This window comes from Azotobacter armeniacus, from assembly GCF_054779355.1.
The window spans coordinates 1-26,603 of sequence record NZ_BAAGYK010000029.1 but is presented as its reverse complement, the minus strand read 5'-3'; the positions used below and the strand labels follow the sequence as shown (position 1 = coordinate 26,603).

The 26,603-nt window shown below is 60.5% G+C and carries 24 protein-coding genes; 6 read left to right on the top strand and 18 right to left on the bottom strand.

What is annotated here, in order from left to right:
- Window positions 1–120 precede the first annotated feature (120 nt).
- Window positions 121–792 carry a YceH family protein gene (locus ACYVD0_RS06125; RefSeq protein WP_460425993.1) on the top strand — a complete coding sequence of 224 codons (672 nt, stop codon included), beginning with the start codon at window positions 121–123 and terminating at the stop codon, window positions 790–792.
- A 613-nt stretch (window positions 793–1,405) separates the two neighbouring features.
- Here the strand turns inward: ACYVD0_RS06125 and ACYVD0_RS06120 are convergent.
- The 5 genes from ACYVD0_RS06120 to ACYVD0_RS06100 form a co-directional block, all read right to left on the bottom strand.
- Complete coding sequence (locus ACYVD0_RS06120) at window positions 1,406–1,744, bottom strand: DUF2388 domain-containing protein (protein ID WP_460425992.1); 339 nt, start codon at window positions 1,742–1,744, stop codon at window positions 1,406–1,408.
- An 88-nt stretch (window positions 1,745–1,832) separates the two neighbouring features.
- Window positions 1,833–2,084 (bottom strand): NfeD family protein, encoded by a 252-nt coding sequence (locus ACYVD0_RS06115; protein WP_460425991.1) that lies wholly within the window; start codon window positions 2,082–2,084, stop codon window positions 1,833–1,835.
- A gap of 125 nt (window positions 2,085–2,209) precedes the next feature.
- The gene (locus ACYVD0_RS06110) at window positions 2,210–3,994 is read right to left on the bottom strand and encodes a GspE/PulE family protein (RefSeq protein WP_460425990.1); all 1,785 of its coding nucleotides are present in this window, start codon (window positions 3,992–3,994) and stop codon (window positions 2,210–2,212) included.
- Window positions 3,995–4,264: 270 nt separating this feature from the next.
- The gene (locus ACYVD0_RS06105) at window positions 4,265–4,948 is read right to left on the bottom strand and encodes a DUF502 domain-containing protein (protein WP_460425989.1); all 684 of its coding nucleotides are present in this window, start codon (window positions 4,946–4,948) and stop codon (window positions 4,265–4,267) included.
- Window positions 4,949–5,002: 54 nt separating this feature from the next.
- Window positions 5,003–6,367, bottom strand: coding sequence for a CYTH domain-containing protein (locus tag ACYVD0_RS06100; RefSeq protein ID WP_460425988.1), 1,365 nt, complete (start codon window positions 6,365–6,367; stop codon window positions 5,003–5,005).
- Between the two features lie 113 nt (window positions 6,368–6,480).
- On the opposite strand from ACYVD0_RS06100, the gene ACYVD0_RS06095 reads away from it, so the two are divergent.
- The 4 genes from ACYVD0_RS06095 to argA all read left to right on the top strand — a co-directional run bounded on the left by ACYVD0_RS06095 (window position 6,481) and on the right by argA (window position 11,179).
- Window positions 6,481–7,158: a TIGR00153 family protein gene (locus ACYVD0_RS06095; RefSeq protein ID WP_460425987.1), complete on the top strand. Its 678-nt coding sequence runs from the start codon at window positions 6,481–6,483 to the stop codon at window positions 7,156–7,158.
- A gap of 41 nt (window positions 7,159–7,199) precedes the next feature.
- A complete protein-coding gene (locus ACYVD0_RS06090; protein WP_460425986.1) occupies window positions 7,200–8,465 on the top strand; it encodes an inorganic phosphate transporter in 1,266 nt (421 codons plus the stop codon).
- 121 nt (window positions 8,466–8,586) lie between these two features.
- The gene (gene argE, locus ACYVD0_RS06085; RefSeq protein WP_460425985.1) at window positions 8,587–9,735 is read left to right on the top strand and encodes an acetylornithine deacetylase; all 1,149 of its coding nucleotides are present in this window, start codon (window positions 8,587–8,589) and stop codon (window positions 9,733–9,735) included.
- A gap of 142 nt (window positions 9,736–9,877) precedes the next feature.
- Window positions 9,878–11,179, top strand: a complete 1,302-nt coding sequence (gene argA, locus ACYVD0_RS06080; RefSeq protein WP_460425984.1) for an N-acetylglutamate synthase — start codon at window positions 9,878–9,880, stop codon at window positions 11,177–11,179.
- 147 nt (window positions 11,180–11,326) lie between these two features.
- Here argA and gspM read toward each other — a convergent pair whose 3' ends face one another.
- From gspM to ACYVD0_RS06015, 13 genes are all read right to left on the bottom strand, one after another.
- A complete protein-coding gene (gene gspM, locus ACYVD0_RS06075; RefSeq protein WP_460425983.1) occupies window positions 11,327–11,797 on the bottom strand; it encodes a type II secretion system protein GspM in 471 nt (156 codons plus the stop codon).
- Window positions 11,798–12,955: a type II secretion system protein L gene (gspL, locus tag ACYVD0_RS06070; RefSeq protein ID WP_460425982.1), complete on the bottom strand. Its 1,158-nt coding sequence runs from the start codon at window positions 12,953–12,955 to the stop codon at window positions 11,798–11,800. It abuts the gene before it with no gap.
- A complete protein-coding gene (gene gspK / locus ACYVD0_RS06065) occupies window positions 12,948–13,976 on the bottom strand; it encodes a type II secretion system minor pseudopilin GspK (protein ID WP_460425981.1) in 1,029 nt (342 codons plus the stop codon). The genes gspL and gspK overlap by 8 nt, the downstream gene beginning before the upstream one ends.
- 11 nt (window positions 13,977–13,987) lie before the next feature.
- The gene (gspJ, locus tag ACYVD0_RS06060) at window positions 13,988–14,620 is read right to left on the bottom strand and encodes a type II secretion system protein GspJ (RefSeq protein WP_460425980.1); all 633 of its coding nucleotides are present in this window, start codon (window positions 14,618–14,620) and stop codon (window positions 13,988–13,990) included.
- Complete coding sequence (gene gspI, locus ACYVD0_RS06055; RefSeq protein WP_460425979.1) at window positions 14,617–14,985, bottom strand: type II secretion system minor pseudopilin GspI; 369 nt, start codon at window positions 14,983–14,985, stop codon at window positions 14,617–14,619. Before gspI ends, gspJ begins: the two co-directional genes overlap by 4 nt.
- Complete coding sequence (gspH, locus tag ACYVD0_RS06050; protein ID WP_460425978.1) at window positions 14,982–15,494, bottom strand: GspH/FimT family protein; 513 nt, start codon at window positions 15,492–15,494, stop codon at window positions 14,982–14,984. The genes gspI and gspH overlap by 4 nt, the downstream gene beginning before the upstream one ends.
- Window positions 15,472–15,909 (bottom strand): type II secretion system major pseudopilin GspG, encoded by a 438-nt coding sequence (gspG, locus tag ACYVD0_RS06045; protein ID WP_460425977.1) that lies wholly within the window; start codon window positions 15,907–15,909, stop codon window positions 15,472–15,474. The genes gspH and gspG overlap by 23 nt, the downstream gene beginning before the upstream one ends.
- 7 nt (window positions 15,910–15,916) lie before the next feature.
- Window positions 15,917–17,134, bottom strand: coding sequence for a type II secretion system inner membrane protein GspF (gene gspF, locus ACYVD0_RS06040; RefSeq protein WP_460425976.1), 1,218 nt, complete (start codon window positions 17,132–17,134; stop codon window positions 15,917–15,919).
- A 5-nt stretch (window positions 17,135–17,139) separates the two neighbouring features.
- Window positions 17,140–18,660 (bottom strand): GspE/PulE family protein, encoded by a 1,521-nt coding sequence (gene gspE / locus ACYVD0_RS06035; RefSeq protein WP_460425975.1) that lies wholly within the window; start codon window positions 18,658–18,660, stop codon window positions 17,140–17,142.
- A 6-nt stretch (window positions 18,661–18,666) separates the two neighbouring features.
- Window positions 18,667–20,805 carry a type II secretion system secretin GspD gene (gspD, locus tag ACYVD0_RS06030; protein ID WP_460425974.1) on the bottom strand — a complete coding sequence of 713 codons (2,139 nt, stop codon included), beginning with the start codon at window positions 20,803–20,805 and terminating at the stop codon, window positions 18,667–18,669.
- A 90-nt stretch (window positions 20,806–20,895) separates the two neighbouring features.
- Window positions 20,896–21,621 carry an outer membrane protein assembly factor BamD gene (bamD, locus tag ACYVD0_RS06025; protein WP_460425973.1) on the bottom strand — a complete coding sequence of 242 codons (726 nt, stop codon included), beginning with the start codon at window positions 21,619–21,621 and terminating at the stop codon, window positions 20,896–20,898.
- Window positions 21,622–21,650: 29 nt separating this feature from the next.
- Window positions 21,651–22,475, bottom strand: a complete 825-nt coding sequence (gspC, locus tag ACYVD0_RS06020; protein WP_460425972.1) for a type II secretion system protein GspC — start codon at window positions 22,473–22,475, stop codon at window positions 21,651–21,653.
- Window positions 22,476–22,610: 135 nt separating this feature from the next.
- Window positions 22,611–22,754: a hypothetical protein gene (locus ACYVD0_RS06015; protein WP_460425971.1), complete on the bottom strand. Its 144-nt coding sequence runs from the start codon at window positions 22,752–22,754 to the stop codon at window positions 22,611–22,613.
- Window positions 22,755–23,764: 1,010 nt separating this feature from the next.
- Here ACYVD0_RS06015 and ACYVD0_RS06010 point away from each other — a divergent pair.
- Window positions 23,765–26,383, top strand: a complete 2,619-nt coding sequence (locus tag ACYVD0_RS06010) for a glucosidase family protein (RefSeq protein WP_460425970.1) — start codon at window positions 23,765–23,767, stop codon at window positions 26,381–26,383.
- The last annotated feature ends 220 nt before the right edge of the window (window positions 26,384–26,603 follow it).

The window sequence follows — 26,603 nt, the reverse complement described above, 5'->3', positions numbered from 1 at the left end:
GCATGCTGGAGGGGGGAGAAAGTTGTTCATGCTATTGTCCTGAAGTTGGGACCCCTGGATGTATTCAGGAAGTGGCGCTCCCGCTAGGCTAGGGGTTTTCCATATTGAGGATGTCCCGCCATGTCCGACCGGCCCGAAGCGCAGTCCGCACAAGAACCGCTCAACGCCATCGAGGTCCGCATTCTGGGCTGCCTGATCGAGAAGCAGGCGACCACGCCGGAAAGCTACCCGCTGACCCTCAATGCCCTGGTGCTCGCCTGCAACCAGAAGACCAGCCGCGAGCCGGTGATGAACCTCAGCCCCGGTCAGGTTGGCCAGAGCCTGCGCCAGCTGGAGGGGCGCGCCCTGCTGCAGCTGGTCATGGGCAGTCGGGCGGACCGCTGGGAGCACCGCCTCGACAAGGCCCTGCAGCTCACGCCGCCGCAGCTGGTACTGATCGGGCTGCTGTTGCTGCGCGGTCCGCAGACCGTCAATGAACTGCTGACCCGTAGCGCCCGTCTGCACGACTTTGACGATGACGAAGACCTGCAGCACCAGCTGGAGCGGCTGATCGGCCACGAGCTGGTCTGTCGACTGCCACGCCAGTCGGGGCAGCGCGAGGAGCGCTACATGCACCTGCTGGGCACCCCGGAGGATCTGAAGGAACTGCTGGCAGTGCGTGCGACCCAGGCGGCCGGTAGCGAGGGGACGGGGAATGCCCGGATCGAGGCGCTGGAGGCGCGCATCAGCGAACTGGAGGAGCGGCTGGCGAAACTGGAAGGGGAGCTGGCGGGCGGCAAGCCGCGGGATTGAGCGGAGCGCCTCGGGGAGTGGGTAGATTCGCCGGAAAGCACAGAGGGGAGCCTGAGCTCCCCTCCTAATCGACTTTGTGCTTTGTTCTTCTTGTGCTCGATCAGTTGTTGTTCTTGTCGACCGCCACCCTGAAGAAGATGCTTCAGTCAGCCCCAACCGGGGCCAAGAGCAAACGTATTTCTTTGATCGCCGATATCGCGATGATCACCAAGTGATCCAACCAGTCCGGGCGCTACCTCGAGGTAGTTTTATTGTTCTCTGTCCGGCTGCGGGGTCTTGACCCCTGAACGCGTATCCTCTCCAAAAAAATCAGTTTGCGCCGTCTCTGTCGTGCTTGTTTTTGTTATGTCAGAGTCGTTTCATGTTTTTGTTTTATAGGTGCTGTTTTTTATTTTTGTTGTACAAGAGATAGAGCATTACCCGTGCCAAAAAAATAAATGTCATATAAATCAATAACTTGTAAAAAATGTTATTTTCTGCGGAGTCTACGGGATGTCATTGTGTTTCCGTTCGACCCAGATTCGCTACCCACATGGCGGGTGTGGGTAACAACTGGGCGTTCCCTGAGCCTCGGTGGGTAACGCCCGGCTGTTACCGTGGCTCAGGCGGGGGCTCATTTACTGCCGAAACGCAGTGGGGCCCCGGTCTGGTTAGCGAGAATCGCGCTGGCCAGCTCCATGTCGCTGGCCTGCAGTTGCGGGTTGATCTCGCGCAGCTGCTGCAGCGCCGCCTCCAGATAGGGACCGCGGATCTGTCCGTCGCTGGCGACGAAGCTGCCCGCATCCTCCTGGGCGGCGACGATCAGCTTGTCGTCCTTGACGGTCATGTAGGTCGAGGCGGTGGTGAGGCCGGAAGAGATGATGTCGCGAAGGAAGTCATCATCGTGGGCCTGCACTGTGCCGAAGGGAAAGATGGCGAGGCTGACGGCAAAGCCGGCGATCGTGCTTTTCATGGGAAACTCCAGGGGATGATGCCTAAATGAGATCATTTCGGTGCGGTTCGAGTTCCGTGACGGAAGGCGCGGGCGTGGTCGGCGCTGATCAGCGGTCCAGCAGATGCCGGCGCCAGCGCTTCCAGAGCAGCAACAGTGGCGTCGACAGGCTGACGAACAGCAGCAGCTGCAGTTGCCAGGACAGCTCGGGCAGGACCTGCAGCAGCACGGCGAGGCCGGTGGCGACCAGGGCCAGCCACAGCAGGTAGCCGCCGGCGTCGAAGACTTCCAGGATCAGCAGCAGGATGCCGAGGCCCAGCCAGTGCCAGGGCGAAAGCGCTTGCAGGCAGCTCAGCAGCATCCGCGGCTCCGCAGGCCGGCACAGGCGGGACCGGGATGGGGGCGGGCGATGCGACGGCTTGGCATGGGGACTCCCTGGCAGTGGACGGGTGGTACGGCAGCAGGCCGGAGGGTGATCCTGCCGGGTTAGCGCTGTTCGCTCTGTGGGGTGATTCGCATGACCTCCTCCAGGGTGGTCGATCCGGCGGCAACTTTCAGCGCGCCGGACAGGCGCAGGCTGCGCATACCGTCCTTGAAGGCGGCGCGGCGCAGGGCGAGCAGGTCGGTGTCGGCGCTGATCAGCGGCTTGATGGCATCGTTCAGCAGCATGATTTCGTAGACCCCGGCACGCCCGCGGTAGCCGGTGTCGCGGCATTCCGGGCAGCCCACCGCCTGGAGCGCGCCACTCGGCAGCGGGGCGTTCCAAGGGCGGGTCAGCGCCTGCCAATCGGCCTCGTCGAGCGCGACCGGTGCCTTGCAGTGCGGGCACAGGGTGCGTACCAGGCGCTGGGCCATGACGCCGAGCAGGGTGGCCTTGAGCAGGTAGTAGGGCACGCCCAGCTCGAGCAGGCGGGTGATGGCGCTGGGTGCGTCGTTGGTGTGCAGGGTGGAGAGCACCAGGTGGCCGGTGAGCGCCGCCTGGATGGCCATCTCGGCGGTTTCCAGATCGCGGATCTCGCCGACCATGATGATGTCCGGGTCCTGGCGCATCAGCGCGCGCACGCCGCTGGCGAAGGTCAGGTCGATGTTGTGCTGCACCTGCATCTGGTTGAACGCCGGCTCGATCATCTCGATGGGATCTTCGATGGTGCAGACGTTGACCTCGGGCGTCGCCAATTGTTTCAGCGTGCTGTAGAGGGTAGTGGTCTTGCCCGAGCCGGTCGGCCCGGTGACCAGGATGATGCCGTTGGGCTGGCCGGTCATGCTTTGCCAGCGGCGCAGGTCGTCGGCGGAGAAGCCGAGGGCGTCGAAGCTCTTGAGCAGCACCTCAGGATCGAAGATGCGCATCACCAGCTTCTCGCCAAAGGCGGTGGGCAGGGTGGAGAGGCGCAGCTCGATCTCGCCGCCGTCCGGGTTTTTGGTCTTGACCCGGCCGTCTTGCGGCTTGCGTTTCTCGGCGACATTCATCCGGCCGAGGGATTTCAGCCGGCTGACGACCGCCATGGTCACCTGTGGCGGGAACTGGTAGACGTTGTGCAGCACGCCGTCGATGCGAAAGCGCACGCTGCCCTGCTCGCGGCGCGGCTCGATGTGGATGTCGCTGGCGCGCTGCTGGAAGGCGTACTGGAACAGCCAGTCGACGATAGTCACGATGTGCGCGTCGTTGGCGTCCGGCTCCTGGTCCGCCGCGCCGAGCTTGAGCAGCTGCTCGAAGTTACCGATACCGCTGATCTTCTGGTCCGTGGCCGAAGCGCCGCTGACCGACTTGGCCAGGCGGTAGAACTCCACGGCGAAGCGTTGGATCTCCGCCGGATTGGCCACCACCCGGCGGATCGGCCGTCGGAGCACGTGGGTCAGGTTGGCTTCCCAACTGCTGACGAAGGGCTGCGCGCTGGCGACTGTGACGCTGTCCGGGCCGACCGTCACGGCGAGGATCTTGTGGCGCTGGGCGAAGGCGTAGGACATCAATGGAGTGATGGCGGCGACGTCGATCTTCAGCGGGTCGATGCGCAGGTAGGGCTGCCCGGCGTAGTCGGCCAACCACTGGGTGAGGCTTTCCAGGTCGAGCTTGCGACCGGGCTGGTAGCGGTCGTCGAGCTGCTGGGCGGCGAGGAATTCCAGCGGATGCTGCTGATTGCTCACTGCGCTGCGGCGGATCGCCAGGCACTGCTCGGCGCTGTCCTGGCCGATCCGGCCGCGGGCGACCAGTTCGCGCAGCAGGTCGCCCAGGTCGAGCCAGCGGTCCTCGGTGGAAGAAGCGATGGAAGGCATGCGGGGTCTCGGTGGTTCTGCGTCTCACTCCAGCATGCCCGATGGGGCCGCCGAGGCGAAGCGATGGCCGCCCTCAGAGGCAGCCCTTTCAAGGTCTTCGGCCGAACGCCGATCGGCTGCTTGCCGGCAAGGCTGTAGGAGCAGATTTATCTGTGATTGGCGGCAAGAGCAGAAGCATCGCGAATAAATTCGCTCCTACCGAAGCGGTATCAACCTCTCTCCTCCGGCTCTCCCCCATGGGAAAGTGCAAGACCTTGAAAGGGGTGGCCCTCAGAGACTTTTTCCGTGATCCAGGCTGAGAGTCTGGCCCCGCCTGGCCTTGGCTTTCGAGGGGGGCGTGAGGCCCATGGAGACATAGATGCTGGTCAGCTCCTCGATCCCCATGTGCGCCGGGCGCACCCACTCCACCGGCACGTAGAGCAGCCCGCCGCCGACCGGGATGGGGGCGGTGGGCACCAGGATGGCGTGGTAGCTGCGGCCCTCGATCTCGATCGGCGTGGGACTCGGCTGCAGCGCCAGCACGGCGGCGCCGTCGCCGCCGAAAAAGCACCAGACCGGGCTCATGGCGCCGATGTCGGGGTTATTGTTCTTGTCCAGCAGGGCGACGAAGCGGTCCGCCAGGTTGTAGAGCTGGCCGATCAGCGGGGTGCGGCGCAGAGTGACGTCGATCAGCCGGGCCAGCGGCCGGCGCAGGCCCAACTGCACGGCGAGGCCCAGCGGGTAGAGGCAGGCCAGCAGCACCAGGCCGCCGAACAGGTAGGCCAGCGATGGATTGCTCACGAAGTACTGGCCGAGGCCGGCGGAGATCTGCCCGGCGAGGGTGGAGGGGCCGATCAGGCGGTTCAGCAGGCTGATGATCCAGGCCAGCAGCACCAGGGTCAGGGTCAGCGGCAGGAGGGCCAGCAGGCCGGTCAGCCAGGTGGCGAAAATCGATTTGAGGCTTTGCTTGAGCATTGCGTGCGTCCGTACGGAATCGCGCGGCAGGGGCTCGCCCTGCCGGCGGGAGGCCTATTTCAGCAGCGCTTTCCAGGGTTTCAGGGTCGCCACGGTCTGCGCCTGGGCGGCACGGCGCTCGCGCAGGGCGTCATCCAGCGGGCGGGCAGCCAGCTCGCCGAGCTTGACCAGTTCGCCGTACAGGCGGTCTGGCTCGGGCATTTCCAGCACGCCACGGGCAAGGCGCAGCCAGACTAGCACACGCTCGAGACGCGGAAGTTGCTCCGTTAGACCTTCTGGCTGTTGCCGGTAGCGCGCCAGCGGCAGCTCCCGCGCCTCGTCCGCCAGCAGGTGCGCCAGCCAGCGGCCCAGCGGCGCGGCACCCTGGCGCTGGCCGGCGGCGTTGCGCTGGGCGGTCCAGGAGCGCGCCAGCAGCCAGCGCGAGGCCTCCAGCGAAAACAGCCCCCAGCGGGTCTGCTCCAGTTCGGCGGCGAAGCGGGCCGGGGCCGCCTGGCGCGAGGCTTCGTCGTCCTGGCCGGCCAGCAGCTGTGGCCGCCAGTCCTTGATCAGGGCGTCCAGCGCGCCGCGCAGCCCGCTGGAGCTGGCCCGCGGGGCAGCCTGGCCGAGGCTGCCGAGCAGGGCGCGCAGGTCGATCAGTTGGGCGAGCCACTGCTCCAGCAGCTTCCAGTGGCCGCTGAAGCGGTACTGTTCGGCCAGCCGCTGGCTGCTGCCGAGCAGGTGCCAGGCCAGCGCCGCGAAGGCCGCGTCCAGCGGAGTCTCCGCGTTCGGTGTCGGCGCCGGCAGGGCGAGGGCGTAGCTGGCCGGGTCGAACAGGCGGTAGCCGCGCTCGGCCTTGCTGATGTCGCAGGGCATCAGTGGCAGGTCGGCGGCCAGGGCGAGGGCCAGCTCCAGCAGTGCGGCGGGCTCGCCCTCGCGCAGTTCCAGCTCCAGCTCGCAGATTTCCTCCTCGCGCGGGCCAGCGATCACCCTGCCCAGATCCAGCGCCGCTTCGACGGCCACCCGCTGCTGATCGCGCTGCCAGACGAGATCGGCCTTCTCGCGGACGAAGTCGGTGCTGAAGATCGGCTGCAGGAGGGTCTTGTCCAGTCCGGCCAGCTCCGTCGGCCAGCACTGGTCGTCCAGTCGGTCCGGGTCCAGACTGGGTTGGTCCAGGTACCAGTCCCATTCGTTGCGCTCGGACAGCCCGGCAACGCTCTGCCCGCGGCTCTTCAGGGTCTGGATGTACTGTTCGCCGTCGCGCCGCAGGCGCAGGGCGACCCGTGCGCGGGCCAGATCCCGCGCCGCGGTGTCGTAGTACTGGTTGAACAGCTCGTGGCGCTGCCAGCCGCTCTCGCTGCGCGCTTTCAGCAGGGGATGCTCGCGCAGGGCGGCGAGGGTGGCGCGGCTGACGCGCAGCTTGATTTCGGTTTCTTTGACCATGGTAGTGGCTTCAGGCGCCTATCATTGGAATGTTTCAGGAATATGACATTTTCTGGCGGCTGTCCGGGACGATCCGTATACTTGCCGCCTTTTTTGAGGATGGGGTCGACCCTATGCCAACCAATCCCTTCGTCAGCTTGTTCGGTCGCTCGCCCATCGGCCCGATGCAGCAGCATATCGCCAAGGCGCACGAGTGTGCAGCGCACCTGATACCGCTGTTCGAGGCGGTGATGGCTCAGGACTGGGTCCGGGTGGAGCAGGAGCAGCAGGAAATGGTGCGTCTGGAAAAGGAGGCCGACCAGCTCAAGAAGAGCGTGCGCATTCATCTGCCCAAGAGCCTGTTCCTGCCGGTGCCGCGCTCGGATCTGCTCGAGCTGCTGAGTGTACAGGACAAAGTCGCCAACCGCGCCAAGGACATCGCCGGGCTCATGCTCGGCCGCCAGATGATCATTCCGCCCGCCCTGCAGCCGCTGATGCTGACCTACGTGCAGCGTTGCGTGGATGCCAGCGCCCAGGCGCTGAAGGCGATGAACGAGCTGGACGAGCTGCTCGAGGCCGGCTTCGCCGGTCGCGAGGCGAGCCTGGTGGTGGCCATGGTCGAGGAGCTGGAGGCGATCGAGGAGGACACCGACCGCCTGCAGATCGAGGTGCGTCGCGCCCTGTTCAAGCTGGAAGGCGAACTGCCGCCCGTCGATGTGATGTTCCTCTACACCATCATCGAGTGGGTTGGCGAGGTCGCCGATAGGGCCGAGCGCGTCGGCGGCCGTCTGGAGCAACTGCTGGCGCGCTGAAGCGCCAAGGTTCTTTCTGCGTTTTAAAGGTATTCAATCTCATGTCACTTATTGCGGACCATGGTTTCGTCCTGCTTCTGCTCGCCTGTGCGTTCGGTTTCTTCATGGCCTGGGGCGTCGGCGCCAACGACGTGGCCAACGCCATGGGCACTTCGGTCGGCTCGCGCGCGCTGACCATCAGGCAGGCAATCTTCGTCGCCATGATCTTCGAGTTCTGCGGCGCCTACCTGGCCGGCGGCGAGGTGACCGAAACCATCAAGAACGGCATCGTTGACGCCACGGTCATTACCCCCGACCTGATGGTGCTGGGCATGCTGTCGGCGCTGCTGGCCGCCGGCACCTGGCTGCTGGTCGCTTCGCTCAAGGGCTGGCCGGTGTCCACCACTCATTCCATCGTCGGTGCGGTGATTGGCTTCGCCGCGGTCGGCGTGTCCATGGAGGCGGTGCACTGGAGTGCCATCGGCCCGATCGTCGCCAGCTGGGTGGTCACCCCGTTCCTCTCCGGCCTGGTCGCCTTCGGCCTGTTTATGAGCGTGCAGAAACTGATCATCGACACCGATGCGCCGTTTCGCAACGCCAAGCGCTTCGTGCCTTTCTACATGTTCCTCACCGGCTTCATGGTCGCGCTGATGACCGTGACCAAGGGCCTCAAGCATGTCGGCCTGCACCTGAGCAGCAATCAGGGCATCCTGCTGGCGATCGGCATCGGCGTGCTGGTGATGCTGCTGGGCATGACCATCCTCAGCCGCATCCAGGTAGATGCCGAGGCGGACAAGGGTTTCCACTATGCCAGCGTGGAGAAGGTGTTCGCCGTGCTGATGGTGTTCACCGCCTGCTCCATGGCCTTCGCCCACGGTGCCAACGACGTGGCCAACGCGGTCGGTCCGCTGGCTGCCATTGTCGGCGTGATCCACTCCCAGGGCGCCGAGGCGATCGGCGTCAAGTCGGCGGTGCCGGGCTGGGTGCTGCTGCTCGGCGCCGTCGGCATCGTCATCGGCCTGGTCACCTACGGCTACAAGGTGATCGCCACCATCGGCAAGGAAATCACCGAGCTGACCCCGAGCCGCGGCTTCGCCGCCGAGCTGGCCACCGCCTCCACCGTGGTCGGCGCCTCGGCCATCGGCCTGCCGGTGTCCACCACCCACACCCTGGTCGGCGCCGTGCTGGGCATCGGCATCGCCCGCGGCATCGGTGCGCTGAACCTCGGCGTGATCGGCTCGATCTTCGTGTCCTGGATCGTCACCCTGCCGGCCGGTGCGATCCTGGCGATCATCTTCTTCACCGTACTCCAGGCGATCTTCGTCTGACGGAACCTTCCCCGGGCGGTCTGCGCGGACTGCTCCCCTCTCCCATGCATGGGAGAGGGGCTGGTTTCCCCCTCGGCCCATGCGACCTATCATGCAAGGTACCGTTTCCCGAGTGCCCGCCATGCCCCTTCCCAGTCTCAAGCAGCAGTTCGCCGAGCTGATCTCCCTGCCATCGGTGAGCTGTACCCAGGCATCCCTGGATCTGCCCAACCGTCCGCTGATCGAGCGCCTGGCCGGCTGGCTCGGCGACCTCGGCTTCGCCTGCGAGATCCAGGACATCGCCCCCGGCAAGTGCAACCTGCTGGCCACTTACGGCAGCGGCCCCGGCGGCCTGGTGCTGGCCGGCCACAGCGACACCGTGCCCTTCGACGCCGCCTTGTGGCGCAGCGATCCGCTGGTCCTCGCCGAGCGCGACGACCGCTGGTACGGCCTCGGCAGCTGCGACATGAAGGGTTTCTTCCCGCTGATGATCGAGGCGGTCAAGCCGCTGCTTGACCAGCCGTTCCGCCAGCCGCTATTGATCCTCGCCACCTGCGATGAGGAAAGCTCGATGTCCGGTGCCCGCGCTCTGGCCGCTGCAGGTCGCCCGCTGGGACGGGCCGCGGTGATCGGCGAGCCGACTGGCCTCAAACCCATCCGCCTGCACAAGGGGGTGATGATGGAGCGCATCGACATCCAGGGACACAGTGGTCATTCCTCCGACCCGAGCCTCGGGCACAGCGCCCTGGAGGCCATGCACGAGGCCATCGGCGCGTTGTTGACGCTGCGCGGGCAGTGGCAGCGGGAGTTCAGCAATCCACTGTTCAACGTGCCGCAGCCGACCCTGAACCTCGGCTGCATCCACGGTGGCGATAACCCCAACCGCATCTGCGGGCAGTGCGCCCTGGAGTTCGATCTGCGCCCGCTGCCGGGCATGGACCCCGAGCAGTTGCGCGCGGCTATCCGCCGGAAACTGCGCCCGGTGGCCGAGCGACATGCCGTGCGCGTCGATTTCGCCCCGCTGTTCCCCGGAGTGCCGCCCTTCGAAGAGGCCGCCAGCAGCGAGCTGGTGCGGTTCGCCGAGTTCCTCACCGGGCACCGGGCGGAAGCGGTGGCCTTCGCTACCGAGGCGCCCTACCTGCAGCAGCTCGGCTGCGAGACCCTGGTGCTCGGCCCCGGCGATATCGCCTGCGCCCACCAGCCGGACGAGTACCTGGAGCTGGCGCGGATCGAGCCGACCGTGCGTCTGCTACGCCAGCTGATCGGGCATTATTGTCTGAATCCCGCCTGAGCGGCGCAGTTCGTAGGGTGGACAACGCCGCAGGCTTGTCCACCATGGTGGATGGCTCCGGCCATCCACCCTACTGATTGGGCATTATTGCCTCGCTCCTACACACGACCGCAGATACGCGTTTTCCATCGACAGGTTTTCCATGCGCGACTACGTCAACTGGCTCCGCCACGCTTCGCCCTATATCAATGCCCACCGCGAGCGCACCTTCGTGGTCATGCTGCCGGGCGAGGGCGTCGAGCATCCCAACTTCGGCAACATCGTCCATGACCTGGTGCTGCTGCACAGCCTCGGCGTGCGCCTGGTGCTGGTGCACGGCTCGCGCTCGCAGATCGAGGCGCGCCTCGCCGCCCGCGGGCTGACCCCACGCTACCACCGTGGCCTGCGGATCACCGATGCGCCGACCCTGGACTGTGTGGTCGAGGCGGTCGGCAGCCTGCGTCTGGCCATCGAGGCGCGCCTGTCGATGGACATGGCCGCCTCGCCGATGCAGGGCGCCCGGCTGCGCGTGGTCGGTGGCAACTTCGTCACCGCCCGACCGATCGGCGTGGTCGACGGCATCGACTACCTGCATACCGGCGAGGTGCGGCGCATCGACCGCAAGGGTATCGGCCGCCAGCTCGACGAGCGCGCCATCGTACTCCTTTCGCCGCTGGGCTATTCGCCCACCGGGGAAATCTTCAACCTCGCCTGCGAGGACGTGGCGACCCGCGCGGCCATTGACCTGGGCGCCGACAAGCTGCTGCTGTTCGGCCTAGAGTCGGGCCTGCTCGACGAGCACGGCGCGCTGATCCGCGAACTGCGCCCGCAGCAGGTCCCGGCGCACCTCGCGCGTCTCGGCGGCGACTACCAGGCCGAGCTGCTCGATGCCGCAGCCCAGGCCTGCCGCGCGGGGGTGCCGCGCAGCCACATGGTCAGCTATGCCGAGGACGGCGCGCTGCTCACCGAGCTGTTCACCCGCGAGGGCGGCGGCACCCTGGTCACCCAGGAACAGTTCGAAAAGCTGCGCGAGGCGACCATCGAGGACGTCGGCGGGCTGCTCGAGCTGATCCGTCCGCTGGAGGAGCAGGGCATCCTGGTGCGCCGCTCGCGCGAGGTACTGGAGCGGGAGATCGGCCAGTTCAGCATTGTCGAACGCGACGGCCTGATCATCGCCTGCGCCGCGCTCTATCCGATCGCCGACTCCGAGACCGGCGAGCTGGCCTGCCTGGCGGTGAGCCCTGACTACCGCCACGGTGGGCGCGGCGACGAGCTGCTCGAACGCATCGAGGCGCGCGCCCGCGCGCTCGGTCTGAAGGCCCTGTTCGTGCTCACCACCCGCACTGCCCACTGGTTCCGCGAGCGCGGCTTCCAGCCCAGCGGCGTCGAACGCCTGCCGGCGGCGCGCGCCTCGCTGTACAACTTTCAGCGCCAGTCGAAGGTGTTCGAGAAGGCCTTGGCCTGAGAGCGGGTGAGCTGTTGAACGTATTCGCCCCTGCGCCGCGATGATCGGTAGGGGCGAACCCAGGTATTGGAGGCGGTTTGATATGACCGATTTATGGCAAGGAATTTGGGGAGTCTATTTAGGGGCCTTCTTGATAGTTGCAAGGCATCATTTCGAAAGCGTCATCTGTACATTCACCCTGCCAGGCGAAGCGGCGGTATGCAGGTCGGCCTTGACCAGCCGAACACCCTCCCGACTTGTTTGCTCCATAAATTGAAGAATCTGATTGAACTCAGCCTTGTCAATGAATAGCGTAACTTCGCTATCGCCGCTCTTCGTCAAGCGTTCCGTTTTGAGTCTCATGCGGGATATGTGGTCTGCAATCAGTTGCTCCAGGGGCTTGTTGCTGGGCAGTGGCGGATTGCCGGATTGCTGTAGTCGTTTCGCTTCTTCAGTCGCAGCTCTCATCCAAACGACCAGTGCCTGTTTTCTATCCACTTGTTCCTGCAAGCGCGACTGCTCTGCAGTCATGGGACGCCACACGATCAGGTAAAGCAAGATTGCAAGAGACAGCAGTGCTCCTCCGGCAAGGAGCAGTTTTTCTCGATCGTTAAGCCTAAGCACCCAAGCCCTGATCATTTATTCGATCCCTTGTATGGTTATCTGCGCGGTAGTGTTCTGCTGGCGAGTGTGCGTCTGGCCAAGCTGGGCCTGTAATCCGTCCTGCTTCAGCGCGGCAGCGAGTTTCTCGAGGGCAGGGGCAGCGGCTGATTCCAATTCCAGCTCCAATATCCGATTGTTTTGCGCATAGCGCATGCCGGTCACTCGGACGGATTCATGCTTCTGAAGTGCCGGGACAGCTTTTTCGAGCAGTCGTAAAAACCGTGAGCCTTGCCGATGTTGACGAAGTTCATTGAGTTTCTGCTCCATCTGTACCCGCGGATCCACGACTCTCCGCACGTCCGGAAATGCTTCACGGAACAGGTCGACAACCTCCTGATCAAGAGCCGACTTCTGTTTTGACAAGCGATAGTTTTCGATACCCAGGGAGACGAAAGTCAATGTTAACAACATCAATCCCAGCGCTGCAGGAATCCTCCAGTTGCGCAGCAATTCCCGAGTCGGATCTTGCAACTTGTACTCGCCCTGCAGCAAGTTGATGGCATGTTCCATCGATAGCCGCGCTGCCAAAGGCGTCAGTGGCGAGTCGCCCTGATCGGCTGACAACACTTCCAAGGGGCTCCGCCGTTCCAGGATTGGACGCCAGCTATCCAGCTCCTGCTTTGTAAGCGCGAGGCCGAAAAATTCAGCACCATTTATGAGCAGGCGTTCACCCTGAGGTATTGCTGTCAGTTGCTCCGGATCATATTGCAGGCTCTGGGCATCGGCAAACATCGCTTTTACCGGAATTGAAGCCGACAGTAACTGGTCGCGCCAATATCCGATCAATGTGCGAGCGATGATCGCAACCGAGTATTTGCATTCGGCACGGGGAGTGCCAACTGCAAAATGCAACAGGGCAGGGTCATCACAAAGTTGCTCTTCCAGCTGGTAGGGAATGGCGCTTAAAGCGGCACGGCTGGAGTTTGGAAGTTTGACTTCGGTCACGAATACCTGCTCTTGGGGCACCAGTACATAACAGGGATAGGTGCGAGCCTGTTGAGCCAGTTGTGGAAGTTCGCCAGCGTGAGCAAGCTGCCCTGATGCAACGCAACGGGATTCGTCCGGGTTCCAAACCAGCCACTCGACAGGCTCCTCAGGCTGGTGCCCGAGACTCACCAGCAGAAATTCACTCATTAAAAGCTCCATAGTGGCGTTGATACACTACAGATGCACCATTTTGCACATGGATTCGTGTATGCAATACCAGGTTCGCGTCATGATAGTTGACCTCTATCCGGGCCAGAAAAAATTCGGAAGTGACTTTAAGCTGGGTTCTGATGACTGCTTCGATGCCGCTTGTGAGCATGCTTTCAACTTCCAGCAGTTTTCGGAACTCATCTATACGCTGAAAGCCCTCGACAGGTCGATCACTCAACCACTGAATCAATTGCGTAGTTGGCACCTGTCCCTCGAACAAGGCCGACAATAGCGGCGCTTGTTCCGGTTTTACCGTATTCAAGTTGACCAGCGGCTTGACGCCGGGCAGGACGCATAGAAAAGGGCGAAGCCTCTCCAGAAAACCCTGTTCCTCATCGCGGCTCTGGTGTGCCATATGGCGAAATCCATCGATGAAATTGAGCTCCGTTAGATCTGTCAACGGGCCATTCGCCGGCAGATAGGCTGGGTCCAGATTGGTGTAGAACAGGTCTTCAGCCCCCTTGAGTCCAGTTGGAAGAGTATCGTTGTCAAGCCAGTCGCGTAATGGTTCAACGAGTTGCGATATCTGGTACTCGCTGGCGCCCAGTTCTTTCATTAAATGAACAAGCTGACGCAAAGGCAGTGGCTGTTCGGTCTGGGGACCGTCCTGAGGCGTGTTCAGACTGCTCAGCACATTGAGATTGAAGCAGGCAGCCTGGTCCTGAATGCTGACTTTTATGTGGCCGCCATCGATGGGATAGCTGATCCGCGGATTGGCCCAGGCCTGACTCAAGTGAATACGATGGTCGGCCTTTATGGCCGACTCTATAAGTCCCCGCGCCAGTCTTTCACCCCCCAGGGCAAACCAATACGCCTGTTGATATTGTTCGCGGTTACTCGCCTGCTGGATATTGAGTTGTACCAGCGATCCCAAGTGGGTCGCGATAATGGATATCAATGCCACAACCAGCAGCACGACCATCAATGCCATGCCACGGCCATGCTGCCTGGCGCTCATCCCTGAACCATTCATAGGGCGTTTGGCAGCAGCACGATCTGTGCTACTGGTCCATATCGGTCGGTTTTAATGATCAATTCCAACGCCTGGGGTAGCATCGCGCTTGAAACCTGGCCGGCCGATCCGCGTAGGGGCGGCCATTGGTCAATCCAGTTTCGGTTGTAGAAAAAACGCACATCGAAATCCGCCAATGCTTCCATTAGTATGGCGCTGTGCCACTTTGTCCCCGCCGGCGTGTCAATCAAGGGAGAGCTTTCACGAATCAGGCGTCCGTCCCGAAGGCGATACCGCACGCGCTCAATGCTGGCACCCGGAGACCGTCGGGAAAGGATTCGTCGGCCGGTCTTATAGAAATCCAGTATGACCCCTTCCGGATCCTTGCCGGCATTGACATGGGCAACCAACACCTGGTTACGAAAATCACCCTGCTCGTTCCGTCCACCCCGGACGGCAATCTGTTCCAGGTCCCTGCGCATCAGTTGCTGGGTCAGTTGCAAGCGCTGCAGCGACTCGATGCTTTCGCTCACGACCTGCTGGCTTCGTATGCCACTGTTAAGCGTCAGTGCCGCGGCGAGCCCCAACAGTGCCAATAAAGCCATCGCCACCAGAACTTCGAGTAGCGTGAAGCCGCCATTACACCTCACAGTGCAGGTCCCATGAATGCTTGCAACTCAGTCAGTACTTGATCGTTATCATTGGTCATCCGGGCCGTCACACGACGAATGAGGGGGTTGTCGGTTTTTTCCACCTTTTCGGTGAGAGTGAACCTGTGCCCCGCCAGATCGACCTCTTGGGTGCGTTTGCCAAGTGCCGGCCAAGACGGGCGAAGATGTAGATTCGCCAGATGGTTCTGGGCAGCCAATTGAGCGAAATAGCGAATTTCGAGCTGCCCTGCATGACGTCCGTGCTCACCAACGATCTTGAGCAGGGCGCCGGCGGAAAGGGCAAAAATGGATAAGGCCACCAACAACTCCAGAAGAGTGACGCCGCGCTGTTGTGACTTGCTCACGGCTGCTCCGACTTCACCAGTTGCAGATCACCAGCGAAGTTGGCACGGATCACTTGTGGCCATTGCGCGTCCGGATGCCTGAGAGTCAATTCAAACTCACTGACCTGGCCGTCGCTGGCGATAAAGATCTGGGGCTCGGTACGCCTTCTGTCCGTATCGACCGGCTGTCCCGCCATGCGCAGTTGCAGTACGGTCTTATCGTTCAGCGCGTAAGCCGCCAGTCGCGAATCGGCTTCCAGGGGCACCCAACGCGTGTTTTGGTATTGATAAAACCGATAGCTGTCGTCGCCAACCAATAAGCCATAGTCGCGATTGCGGTAGATAGCTTGTTCCACTGCCAGTCCAATCTGCGCCTTCAGGCGGCGAGCATCGCTTTCCAGCCGTTGTTGGGACGAGTCCGGAAGTGCCAGGGACACGGTAACCGCCAGCATGCCCAGGATCGCCATCACCAGCATCACCTCCAGCAGGGTGAAGCCACGGGCATGGCTAGTTGCCGATATCTGCTGCAAGGCCCTCTCCACCCATCTCGCCATCGGCTCCCCATGAATAGACGTCGAATGCTTTCTTTACGCCCGGCTGCAGATACTGGTAAGGATTGCCCCAAGGATCGTTAGGCAACCTTTTGATATAGCCATTACTGCTGTAGCGCTTGGGTATTGGGCCGGTCTCCGGTTTCGTAACCAGTGCCTCAAGCCCCTGCTCGGTAGTGGGGTACTTAAAGTTGTCCAGCTTGTACATGTCCAAAGCCTGCTCCAGCAGTGCGACATCGGCCTTGGCCTTTTCAACCATCGCCTTATCCTGGTTCTGAAGGACATTCGGTGCCACAAGTGCCACCAATAGCCCCAGAATCACGAGAACCACCATGATTTCCAAAAGGGTGAAGCCCTGTTGTTTGTGTCGCCGGATTGTTGAGTTCAAGTTCATATCTCCTTTAAAACGAGGTCAGGTTGTTGAGTTCCAGTATCGGCATGAGGATGGCCAGGACGATACACAGAACAATTGCGCCCATTACCAGGATCAAGGCGGGCTCAAACAATCCAAGCAGCCAGGCGACACGGGTTTCAAACTCCGCCTCCTGGTTTTCGGCCGCCTTGTCCAGCATCTTCTCCAACTCACCGCTACGTTCGCCGTTCGCTATCATGTACACCAGCAGTGGCGGGAAAGGCCCGGACTGTTCGAGAGCACGAGAAAGCGAACAGCCTTCCCGCACGAGGTCTGTGGTGTTAAGCACCGCCTGTTTCAGATGGAGGTTTGTCATCGGCCCGGCCGATACTTTCAAACTGTGCAGCAGGTCAACACCACTGCCCACCAGAATCGCCAGCGTCCGTGCGAACTGCAACGACTGCTGGCCCAATACGAAGGTACTGACCAGCGGCAGGCGCAACTGTGTTTTATGCCAGCGAGTGCGTCGCCTGTTATTGCTCAGCCACCAGCGTGACAGCAGCAGCAGACCAGCTAGTATCGCGAGCATATGCAAGCCATACTGCTGCAAGACATCGCTGATAGATATCAGGTGGCGAGTCAGGAGTGGCAGCGTTTGGTCTGCATGCGTGAACTGTTCCACCACCTTTGGAACAACATAAGTCATCAACAATATGATGACGCCAACCGCCACCAGCGTCAGAAATACCGGATAGATCAGTGCCACCTGCACCTTGCTGCGTATCCTCTGCAGCCTTTCACCATATTCCGCCAAACGCAGGAGCACATCACTCAGATGCCCCGATTCCTCACCGGCAGTAATCATCGCCCGGTATAGTTCGCTAAAGCTGCGCGGATATTCCGACAGTGCCGAAGCAAGGCTATGACCCTCCAGAATCCGTGCCCGCACAGACAGCACGGTCGCTTTCAGTAATGAGTTATTGGTTTGGCGGGTTATGGCATAAAGTGCCTCTTCCAGCGGCAAGCCGGAGTCAATCAAGGTTGCAAGTTGCCGGGTCAGCAGCGCCACATCGCGCGCCGGAAGTGGCCGAACCAGATGAAGCCTGCTCGTCTTGGCTTTGCGTGCCGGGCTGGCAGCCTCTACAGAGGTGGGTAACAAGCCTTGTTCACGAAGCATCGAGCGCGCGTGGCGCGGCGAATCGGCTTCGATCAAACCATTTCTGGACTTGCCGTCGGTTGTCAGTGCACGATAACTAAATGCGGCCATGGCGCTCAATCACTGCGAATGATGCGTAGCACTTCGCTGACACTCGTCACTCCACGAGTAACGAGAAAGCGCGCTTCGTCCATCAAGGAATTCATTGTGCTATTCAAATATTGTTGCATTTCCATCTCGCCGGCCCGCTGGTTGATCAGGGCCGCCAGTCCGGTATCCACCACCGCCAATTCATATATTCCGACCCGTCCGCGATAACCGGTCTGATTGCAATGATCACAGCCTCGGCTCCGATAGCTAGCCGAGCCCACGAGTTCAGGCTTATTGAGCATCTGCGCTTCTTCCTGCGTTATCCGTGCCGGTTCACGGCAGTGCTGACAGAGTCGCCGTACCAGCCGCTGGGCCAGCACGCCTTTCAGACTGGAAGCCACCAGGTAGGAGTCGATGCCGATGTCGCGTAAGCGCGTAATGGCGCCGGCAGCACTGTTGGTATGCAGGGTCGACAATACCAGATGGCCGGTCAGGCTCGCCTGGATCGCCACTTCGGCAGTTTCTGCGTCCCTGATTTCACCGATCATCAGTACGTCCGGATCCTGACGCAACATCGCCCGCAGCCCTTTGGCGAACGTCATGCCCGCACGAGTATTCACCTGCGTCTGCCCCACGCCCTCGATGGCATATTCGACGGGATCTTCCACCGTGAGTATGTTGCGCGAACTGTTGTTGAGCGTGCCAAGGCCGGCATAGAGCGTTGTGGTCTTGCCTGAGCCGGTGGGACCGGTGACCAGTATGACCCCGTTGGGTTGCAACAACAGATGTTCAAAGGTCTGGTGAGTGTTCTCGGGCATGCCGAGGTCACTGAGGCTGAGGCGTGCCGTCTGCTTGTCCAGCAGCCTCATCACCACACGTTCGCCGTAGCTGGATGGCAGGGTTGAAACCCGCACGTCGAGAGCGCGGCCACCGATGCGCAATGCCGTGCGGCCATCCTGCGGTACACGCTTTTCAGCGATATCGAGCTTGGCCATGACCTTGATACGCGAGGTCAGCAGCGTTGCCAGTTTGTAGTTGGGAGTCAGTATTTCGCGCAACACGCCGTCGATGCGAAAGCGGACCGACAGACGCTTTTCGTAGGGTTCGATGTGTATATCGGACGCGCCTTCTTTAAGTGCCTCGGTCAACATCGCATTGATCAGGCGAATGATCGGCGCATCTCCTTCGGCGGCGAGAAGATCTTCGCTTTCCGGCAGTTCATCGATCAGCTCGAACAGATCGTCATCGTCACCGATCTTCTCGATCAACTGCATATCGGCTTGACCGCTCTGCTGGTAGGTCTCTCCCAGACGCTGTTCCAGCTGCTCGGCTGTGACCAGTACGAGCTCAAGTTCTGAATCAAGAAAACGCCTGGCTTCAAGGAGTGATTCAAGTGGCGTCTGCTCGATGTAGTAACACCTCGGCAGCCCTGTTGTACCGGGCTCGACAACCAGTCGATACCTGTCGGCGAAGCTGAACGGTAGCCGCTGAGGAGGGGTTATGGCCTCAGCCTGCGTTTCCTCGTCGGGAATCAGTGAACCGGCCATGTCAGGCTACTTCTTGGGCGGCAAAACGTTGATCGAGGTGGGGCCAAGGCCCGTCCACTCGGGCAAGACTGCCGCTCTCTCTTCCGGAAACAGCTCCACGGCGCTGTCTTCGCCTATCAATTGCCTGTCCCGAATGAAATTATATTTGGCTTTACTTACCGAGGTCAGCATTGCCTGGTTCCGAATGATGGTGGGGCGTATGAATACCATCAAATTGCTACGGACAATCCGACTGTCGTCCGAACGGAACAGGCGACCCACCACCGGCAAGCTGCCCAGCCAGGGCACTTTCGATCCCCTCTCCCCGATTCTGTCGTCGATCAATCCGCCCAGGACGATGGTCGCGCCATTATCAACTAGGACGGCAGTTTTGATTTGACGCTTGTTGAAGCTGACGCCGCTGTCGCCAATAGCCTCGCCCACTGAGGAGACTTCCTGTTCGATCTGTAATTGCACGGCACCGCCATCGTTGATCTGCGGGGTAATGAGCAGCTTGACGCCGACGTCCCTGCGCTCGACCGTCTGAAAGGTGTTGCGGCTGTCGTTGTCGCTACCGAGCGTCGAACCCGTAAGCACGGGTACTTCACTGCCCACCAGTATGGAGGCCTCTTGATTGTCCATGGTTAGCAGGCTGGGGGTGGAGAGAATGTTAGATTTCGTATCCTCCTGCAGCGCCCTCAAGAGCACGGCGAAATTCAGGCCAGAACCACTGAAGCGCCCCACGCCGGCAGTCAGACCTCCGGCTGCTTCCAGGGCTGGCACTGATATTGACTCACTGCCGCCATTCGTGGCGTCCAATACCCCGTCCAATATCCCGTTGAGGCCCTGGCGAGTTTCGGTGGGGAAGTTGGTTCCGGCCAGCGCCCGTCCGCTGCCATTGTTATCCGCGAGCAGCCACTGGACGCCCAGTTCCTTGGCTCGATCTTCCGCCATTTCAACAATGATCGCTTCCACCATTACCTGAGCGCGCCGGATATCGAGTTGTTCGATCAATTGCGTAAGTTCGCGAATGATCCTCGGGCTGCCCGACATGACAATGCTGTTGGTCGCCTCATGGGCCTTGATATGAATGGCGTCCCGATTGGCCTTGGCGGATTCCGAAGAGGTCTTGTCCTCTTCGGTGATAGTGCCGCTGATCTTTTCCAGAACCGTCGCCAGGTCCTCGGCTTTGGCGTATTTGAGGTAGTGGACCCGGGTGTTGTTGTCAGTCTGGACCTCGCTGTCGAGCTCCCTGATGACCTGGCGGAGGTAGTCACGATTCGATTCGTCGGCTCGAATCAATAGACTGTTGGTCCGGGCGTCTGCCTTGATGATGGGCATCAAGCGCGAGCCTTCGCTGCCCTTGGTCTGCTCACGGATCAATGCCGTCAGGGTTTCACTCACTTCCGCTGCAGAAGCATTCTGTAGCCAGATGATCTCGGTATCGTCGGTATCGGTTTTATCCACCCGCTCGATGACCTCCAGTAGCCGCCGAACATTGGCCTCGCGGTCGGTAATCAGTATTACATTGGAGGCGGGATAGGGCGCGATAATACCGCTCTGGTTATCCACCAGCGGACGCAGGATGGGGACCAGAGCGGCTACATCGACGTTTTGCACCTGGACTACACGGGTGACGATTTTTTCGCTGGTGCGCGCCAGGGTATTGTTGCCACCCTGAACTTCGACCCCTTCCAGTTTTGCGCCTTGCTGGGGAATCACCTTCAGGATATCTTTGCCTGCATTTACGACGGAATATCCATTGACTCCGAGTTGCACCAGAAAGATTTCATAGAGCTCCTCTTTCGTCACCGATTTCGGGCTGCTGATGGTGATCTTTCCCTTGACGCGCGGGTCCATGATAATGGTTTTGCCCGTGAGTTTTCCGATGCTGGAGATGAACTCAGAAATATCGGTGTCGCGCATGTTGAGACTGTACTCGTCTGCATCGGCCGGGCATGCCATCAACAACGAAGTGAGCAGTAATGACGCAACAAGCGTCTTGATAAACAGTTTGCCTGGTCTGCCTGCACACGTCGACTGGTGCAGGTCAGAGAGGGGCTTTGCCTTGATTTCACAACCCATCGACTGGGTAACCACTGCATCTGCATATCGAGAAGATACTGAGGCAGGTAAGTCAAAAGTAAATGGGTATTTATAATGCACTGCTATATCCGTCTATTCGGCAAACTATGAAATCTCACGCTAACGGATCCATCCGCAATATCCCTCAAAAAAGCAAGGCTGCGTCCAGGGTTAGGGTGGCATGCTGCCTTTGCGTATCGCCCTGGTGCTGTCTGCCAGCTCATTCAGACCGAGCTGCTGATAAGCGCTAACCATCATCTCCAGCGCGTCGCTGACGGCGGCGCTATCGTGATAGTGCTCGATGATGTATCGACAGCGGTTCACCACCGCCGCAGGCTGATTGCGCTGCCACTGGAGCCTGGCTGCCTGTAGTTCGTTGTCCGCCAGGCGTTCCTTGACCTTGGCCAGCGTTTCCTTTGCGAGTTCGGCGTACTGGCTGTCGGGGTGGCGCTGTCTTAGGTGTTCAAGATCCTCTGCCGCCTGGTGAACCTGCGCTGCCGACGGTGCGGGCCTGATGGCCAGCAATGCGTTGGCACGCAGATAGAGTGCATAGTCCATACGCTCTGTACCGGCATTCTCCTTGATCACCTGAGTCACTATCTGGGCTGCCTCCTTCGGCCGGTCGAGCTGCAGCTGACTGTAGGCCAGGGCCAGCGCCGCCTCGATGCGATGCCCGCTCTGCGGGTCGGAGCGCAGCAGCTCGACCAACCGGGCCGTTGCCGCCTCATGCTGTCGGGACTGGATGAGCTTCATGCTCTCGTCGTAGAGCTCCTGATCTCGTGGCTCCCCTTGGGGCGACGCGGAGCGCAGGTTTTTTCCGAAGGGAGTGCAGCCAGCCGCTATCACTACCAGTAAAGCGACTGAAACAAAGCGGCTGGCTGATCGACAGATAGTCATCCTGGTCTACACCTCTCTTCAAAAGCAGCTCAGAGATTGATTTCGATATCCTGGGTCTGCTCGCCCCGGCGCACGCCGACTCGAATCCGCTCCTCTGCCTGCACCAGCTTCACCAGGTGGGACAGATTCGGCGAGTCGGTGATATCGATGCCGTCCACATGAATGAGCAGATCACCGTTGCGCAGGCCTACCTGGTCGAACAGATCTGCATCACGTCCTGGAGATAGCCAATAACCCTGCAGTCGCCCATGCTCAACATAGGGTTGCAGCTGAATGTAGCGCTCGAAGGCGAGTGGATCGCTCGCCAGTTGGCGATGAGCGTCACCGACTACCGCATGGATATCGGGCTGCCTGAGGTCGATGCGCTGCGGCAATCGGCTTGTCTGGATTGGCGCCGTGGCGACGATGGAAATCTTGGCGTCATTTATGGCGGGCTTTTCTAGCTCGACGTATTGCAGCTGGCCGGAGACCTCGAGCACCACCTGGTCCGCCAGGATTTCGATCAGCACGGCGTTGCCATTGCCTGACAGTCTGTCGCCGACGGCATAGGCTCGCTGCCGGCCGGCTTCCGTGAGGATGGCCACGGAAGTGCTTCCCTGCGAGGCCTTGACGAGGCCCAGAAGCTTGACATCCAGACGGCTTTTCACCTTTGCCGGAAGCGTCTTTTGGGCCGGCCCCTCCTCAAGCGAACCGAACAGTTCTGCCTGCTGGATTGCCTTGAAATCTATCATCGACGTATCACTCGGAGCTGCCTCCTGTGGCTTTACTTGCGTCGCAGAGTCCAATGACTCGGGCCCGAAGATCGCTTTGGCGATCCCCACCGCTTGGATTGAGGCAACCACCAACAGAATCATGCTGATTGCTCTGGGTAGCGTCGTTGTGGCCATCCGCTGTCCAATCAGGTCATTCAACATGCGTAGAAGAAGTCTCAAAACGGAGCAGGTCAAAATATCGGTCGGAGAGGGCGAACCGCTCGGTGACGAGCAGGTTCACTCCTGGACCTGGGCGTGCGGAACCCAGGCGGCCTGGTAGCCCTTTACATCCACGTTCTGGCTGCCCTTCACCTGGACGGTGAGGCGGCCGTCCTTGTCGATCTTGAGCCGCTCCGCGTGGTAGGTAGGTCGCGTTGTCATTCGGCTGATAGAGCGCGAACGCCTGGAAGATGACATGTTCGTCGAGTTTCTCGTTGGGGACGAAGAGGGCGGCAGCAGGGCGTGGGCAGAGCGCCTGACGAGCCGTGAATGTGCCGCAAGCAGCGACACCCATGGGCACTGGAGCGTTGTCGGGGAAGCATAGGATACCTTAATGCGGAGGCAGCGCTGCCTTTGTGGGGTCTGAATTCGCCGCAAAACGCATCTGTCACCGTGATTTTGTTGTTTTTGTCTCTTGTCATTCGGAGGCATTGGTTGGCGCTCCGAAACGAACAGATAGCTAAGAAGAGTCAGGCCCGATGACCGCAGGCGACTGCCTACTTTATCAGGGTAACGCTATCTTATTCATTGAGCTTTGTGCAAGGAAATCTAGACGAGGCAATCGCATGAAGGGGTGGGTGCAGCCATTCACGCCCTCTCCCCCGGCCCCTCTCCCATGAATGAGGAGGGGAGAAAGTCGTGCATGCGATTGCCCGGGAAATCTCGATGAATCGTTTTATTTGAAGCGAATTTTATGGAATAAGCCACTTGTCAAACAAAACTGCAGACACTAAGGTTGCGCTATCTCAATGGCATTGACTTGGGCGCAGGCTTACTCTCCTGCCCGCGTTGGGTAGCCCTGACGGCAATCGACAAAAACAACAAAATGGCAGTAGCAGACTCTGCTTTGCGGTGTTACGGATCGCAAAGAAAGCGCTGTCTCAGAGCTAAGAGGTATTCCTAATGCTTCCAGCTGTCCATGCGCGCACGATCGTGGGCGATGTTCCTCCTTCCCCTAGATGCCCTTTGCCTTTCCCTGGCAGCCACTCTGCACCGGGAAGACAGCGGACATTGCCTGGTGCGGTTATCTGCAGCTATGAGTCAAATTCCTCCGCCACTGACTTCCGACCCTGGGGCCATTGGCCCTGAGGTCGTACACCTCAAGGAAAAAGCGCGATACGCAAGGAAACGCGCCTCTTGCTTACCAATAAGTCCAACAATAGGAAGCTCATATGTTTCGTCGCAAATATCTTGGCACCACTGCTATGACCGCTGTAGCGCTGTCCTTGGCGTCGCTCTACGGGGGCGCTTATGCTGACAATCCCCAGGCAGCCCAGACCGGCGAGGACGGGGTAGATAATTCGGTGATCTTCCCAGCCTACCCACTCGAGCCGAACGGTCGCGATGAAACGGTCACCGTGTCGGTAACCAATCAGGACGCGGCACAGCGCACCTATACGATCAGCACGACGATGGACCTTCGTGACGATGCCGAGAAGCAGCGGGTTTTCACCGAAGATGCCGCGCACCCCTTGCTGCGGAGCGGCAATCTGATGTTCGACGGCCTGTTCGCCATGGCCATGGACGACTTGCAGATGCTGAGTGTCAGCGAGATCCGTGACGGCAGCTACAACGCTGGCGAGCCCATTGACTGCAACTGTTTCCAGACGGGAGAAAAATGGACCTACGTCTGGACCCGTGACTTGTCCTATGCAGCCCGGCTCGGCTTGGCCGAGCTTTATCCTGCGCAAGTTATCAATTCTCTGCGCTTCAAGACCAGCGACTTCCGTGAAGGGGCTCAGTCGCCTGCGAGCCTTCCCGAGGGCACCCTTCAGATTGTTCAGGATACCGGCTCCGGCGGCAGTTGGCCGGTGAGCACGGACCGTGTGACCTGGGCTCTGGCGGCCGAAAGCGTTCTCAACAGCCTGTCCGGTGAGGCTTACGACGAGTTCTCGGATTATGCCTACGCCGCCTTGCGCGGCACCGTTGAAGCTGATCGCCAGGCGGCATTCGATCAGGCGCTCGGCCTGTATAACGGTGAGCAATCCTATCTTGACTGGCGCACGCAGACCTACGCGACTTGGATCGTCGATAACCTGAGTCACATGTCCGAGTCCAAGGCTCTGTCGACCAACGTCGTTCATTACCAGGCGCTGCGACTGACCGCGCGACTGGCCCGTGAACATGGTGATGCGATGCTGGCGCAGCGCTATGATGATTGGGCCGATGCGCTGAAGGACAAAATCAATAAACATTTCTGGCTGGAAGAGGCTGGTTTATACGCGAGTCTGACGAGCGCGGCCGAGGATCAGGCGCCCGTCGAAAAATTCGACATGCTCGGCTCGGCTCTGGCCATCCTGAGCGGGATCGCTCCGTCACGCCGTGCATCGGAGGTTCTGGCCAACTATCCGCATGGCGAGCTGGGCGTTCCGGTGTATTACCCGCAGCAGCCGGATATACAGGTCTATCACAACCGTGCGCTATGGCCCTTTGTCACTGCATATGAGCTGCAAGCGGCTGCCAAGGTCCGTAATTCGGCAGTCGCAGACAACGCGATCCAATCCCTCGTGCGGGGAGCGGCATTGAATCTCTCCAACATGGAAAACCTGGAGTGGCTGACCGGAAAGCCTTTTTATGATGATGGCCCGGTGATCAACTCCCAGCGTCAGCTGTGGTCCGTCGCGGGCTATCTGAATATGGTCATGGGGACGATATTTGGGTATCAAATCGACAAGTCTGGAATTACGGTCGAACCATTCCTTACGGCCAAAGCACGGCAGTTGTTCGGTGATTCGCCCCAGGCACGGCTTTCCGGACTCCACTACAAGGGCCGCTCCCTCGACGTGGTGCTGAATTTGCCGGAGGCGATGTCCGGGACAGGCTACTACATGGTTGAGACGGTACGCTTGAACGGAGCGCCGGTTACCGGCGTCATCGAAGAAAGTCAGCTGAACGATGCTGCGAACGTCATCGAAGTCGACTTCGGTGACTTGCATGCCGGTGATACGCGCATCACCATGGCGCCAGAGGTCGATCCAGGCGATCACCGGGATCCGCGTGTCTTTGCGCCTGTCGAGCCGCAGGTCACCTCCATTGTGCAAAAAGATGGCAAGTACACTGTCCACTTTACGGATAATGGAAACACCGGGATTTCGAGCGACTCGGTGTACTATCGTATCTTCCGGGATGGCAAGCTCGTTGACGATCGATTGACGCAGACGAGCTGGAAGGACCGCGAGAAGATTCCCGCCGGATCCCGCGTCTGCTATGCAGTGCAGGCAGTCTTCAGCAGCAGTGGCCATCGCTCGCATCACTCGGCGCCGTTCTGCTCCGAGGAGGCAGCGGTCCAGGTCATTCCCGTGACCGATGCGCGCGTGCTTAGTAATGTTGCGGTAACGCCGCCCTCTGACGGTATCGCCGAGCCGACGTTGCGCGACTGGGGTGCTCCCACCGATACGCTGGAAATCCAGGGCATCTCTATCACGGAGCCTGGTCGCTACGCCATCGAGCTGGTTTATAACAACCATCAATATGCCATTAATACCGGGGTCACCAACGCGGTGAAACAGATCGACGTGCTGAGAGGCCGCAACAAGGTGGTAGCTACCGGTATCGTGCAAATGCCGCATGTCGATCCGCGTAATGGTGAGCAACCGCTGAGGACGTCTACGGAGATGGCGGTCGATCTGAAACCCGGAACCTATCGTCTCGTGTTCAGCGATTATTTCAATATGAGTTATCTGAAGTCGAATGCCATCTATTCCGGTAGCGGCGGAATAGGCGGTCCTGTCAATCGGGCCAGCATTGCCAAGGTGCGGATTGTGAAACTCGGGCGTTCGGACGTCCGCTAAGCATGCCTGATCGGTGGCTCCGAAGATAACTTCGTCAGAGTTGGAGTCGATGGTTGTCGACCCGATGCAGTGCATCGGGTCTTCCCGAGATTTACGGTTCCGAAGAGTCATGTGCATCCTTATTAACGCGGCAATCAAATTCACGATATAAAGGGACATGAAAAAGATCGATGCCCGAAAGCTCTCTCGAGAAACTCAGGACCAGATGCGACGCCTGGCC

Excerpts from the sequence above, each read along its gene's own strand:
- ACYVD0_RS06125 (WP_460425993.1), top strand. The coding sequence starts at position 121 with ATGTCCGACCGGCCCGAAGCGCAGTCCGCACAAGAACCGCTCAACGCC.
- ACYVD0_RS06105 (WP_460425989.1), bottom strand. The coding sequence starts at position 4,948 with ATGCTCAAGCAAAGCCTCAAATCGATTTTCGCCACCTGGCTGACCGGC.
- ACYVD0_RS06095 (WP_460425987.1), top strand. The coding sequence starts at position 6,481 with ATGCCAACCAATCCCTTCGTCAGCTTGTTCGGTCGCTCGCCCATCGGC.
- argA (WP_460425984.1), top strand. The coding sequence starts at position 9,878 with ATGCGCGACTACGTCAACTGGCTCCGCCACGCTTCGCCCTATATCAAT.
- gspM (WP_460425983.1), bottom strand. The coding sequence starts at position 11,797 with ATGATCAGGGCTTGGGTGCTTAGGCTTAACGATCGAGAAAAACTGCTC.
- ACYVD0_RS06090 (WP_460425986.1), top strand. The coding sequence starts at position 7,200 with ATGTCACTTATTGCGGACCATGGTTTCGTCCTGCTTCTGCTCGCCTGT.
- ACYVD0_RS06120 (WP_460425992.1), bottom strand. The coding sequence starts at position 1,744 with ATGAAAAGCACGATCGCCGGCTTTGCCGTCAGCCTCGCCATCTTTCCC.
- bamD (WP_460425973.1), bottom strand. The coding sequence starts at position 21,621 with ATGACTATCTGTCGATCAGCCAGCCGCTTTGTTTCAGTCGCTTTACTG.
- gspC (WP_460425972.1), bottom strand. The coding sequence starts at position 22,475 with ATGATTCTGTTGGTGGTTGCCTCAATCCAAGCGGTGGGGATCGCCAAA.
- argE (WP_460425985.1), top strand. The coding sequence starts at position 8,587 with ATGCCCCTTCCCAGTCTCAAGCAGCAGTTCGCCGAGCTGATCTCCCTG.
- ACYVD0_RS06010 (WP_460425970.1), top strand. The coding sequence starts at position 23,765 with ATGTTTCGTCGCAAATATCTTGGCACCACTGCTATGACCGCTGTAGCG.
- gspL (WP_460425982.1), bottom strand. The coding sequence starts at position 12,955 with ATGAGTGAATTTCTGCTGGTGAGTCTCGGGCACCAGCCTGAGGAGCCT.
- gspK (WP_460425981.1), bottom strand. The coding sequence starts at position 13,976 with ATGAGCGCCAGGCAGCATGGCCGTGGCATGGCATTGATGGTCGTGCTG.
- ACYVD0_RS06115 (WP_460425991.1), bottom strand. The coding sequence starts at position 2,084 with ATGCTGCTGAGCTGCCTGCAAGCGCTTTCGCCCTGGCACTGGCTGGGC.
- ACYVD0_RS06110 (WP_460425990.1), bottom strand. The coding sequence starts at position 3,994 with ATGCCTTCCATCGCTTCTTCCACCGAGGACCGCTGGCTCGACCTGGGC.
- gspE (WP_460425975.1), bottom strand. The coding sequence starts at position 18,660 with ATGGCCGGTTCACTGATTCCCGACGAGGAAACGCAGGCTGAGGCCATA.
- gspG (WP_460425977.1), bottom strand. The coding sequence starts at position 15,909 with ATGAACTTGAACTCAACAATCCGGCGACACAAACAACAGGGCTTCACC.
- ACYVD0_RS06015 (WP_460425971.1), bottom strand. The coding sequence starts at position 22,754 with ATGACAACGCGACCTACCTACCACGCGGAGCGGCTCAAGATCGACAAG.
- gspF (WP_460425976.1), bottom strand. The coding sequence starts at position 17,134 with ATGGCCGCATTTAGTTATCGTGCACTGACAACCGACGGCAAGTCCAGA.
- ACYVD0_RS06100 (WP_460425988.1), bottom strand. The coding sequence starts at position 6,367 with ATGGTCAAAGAAACCGAAATCAAGCTGCGCGTCAGCCGCGCCACCCTC.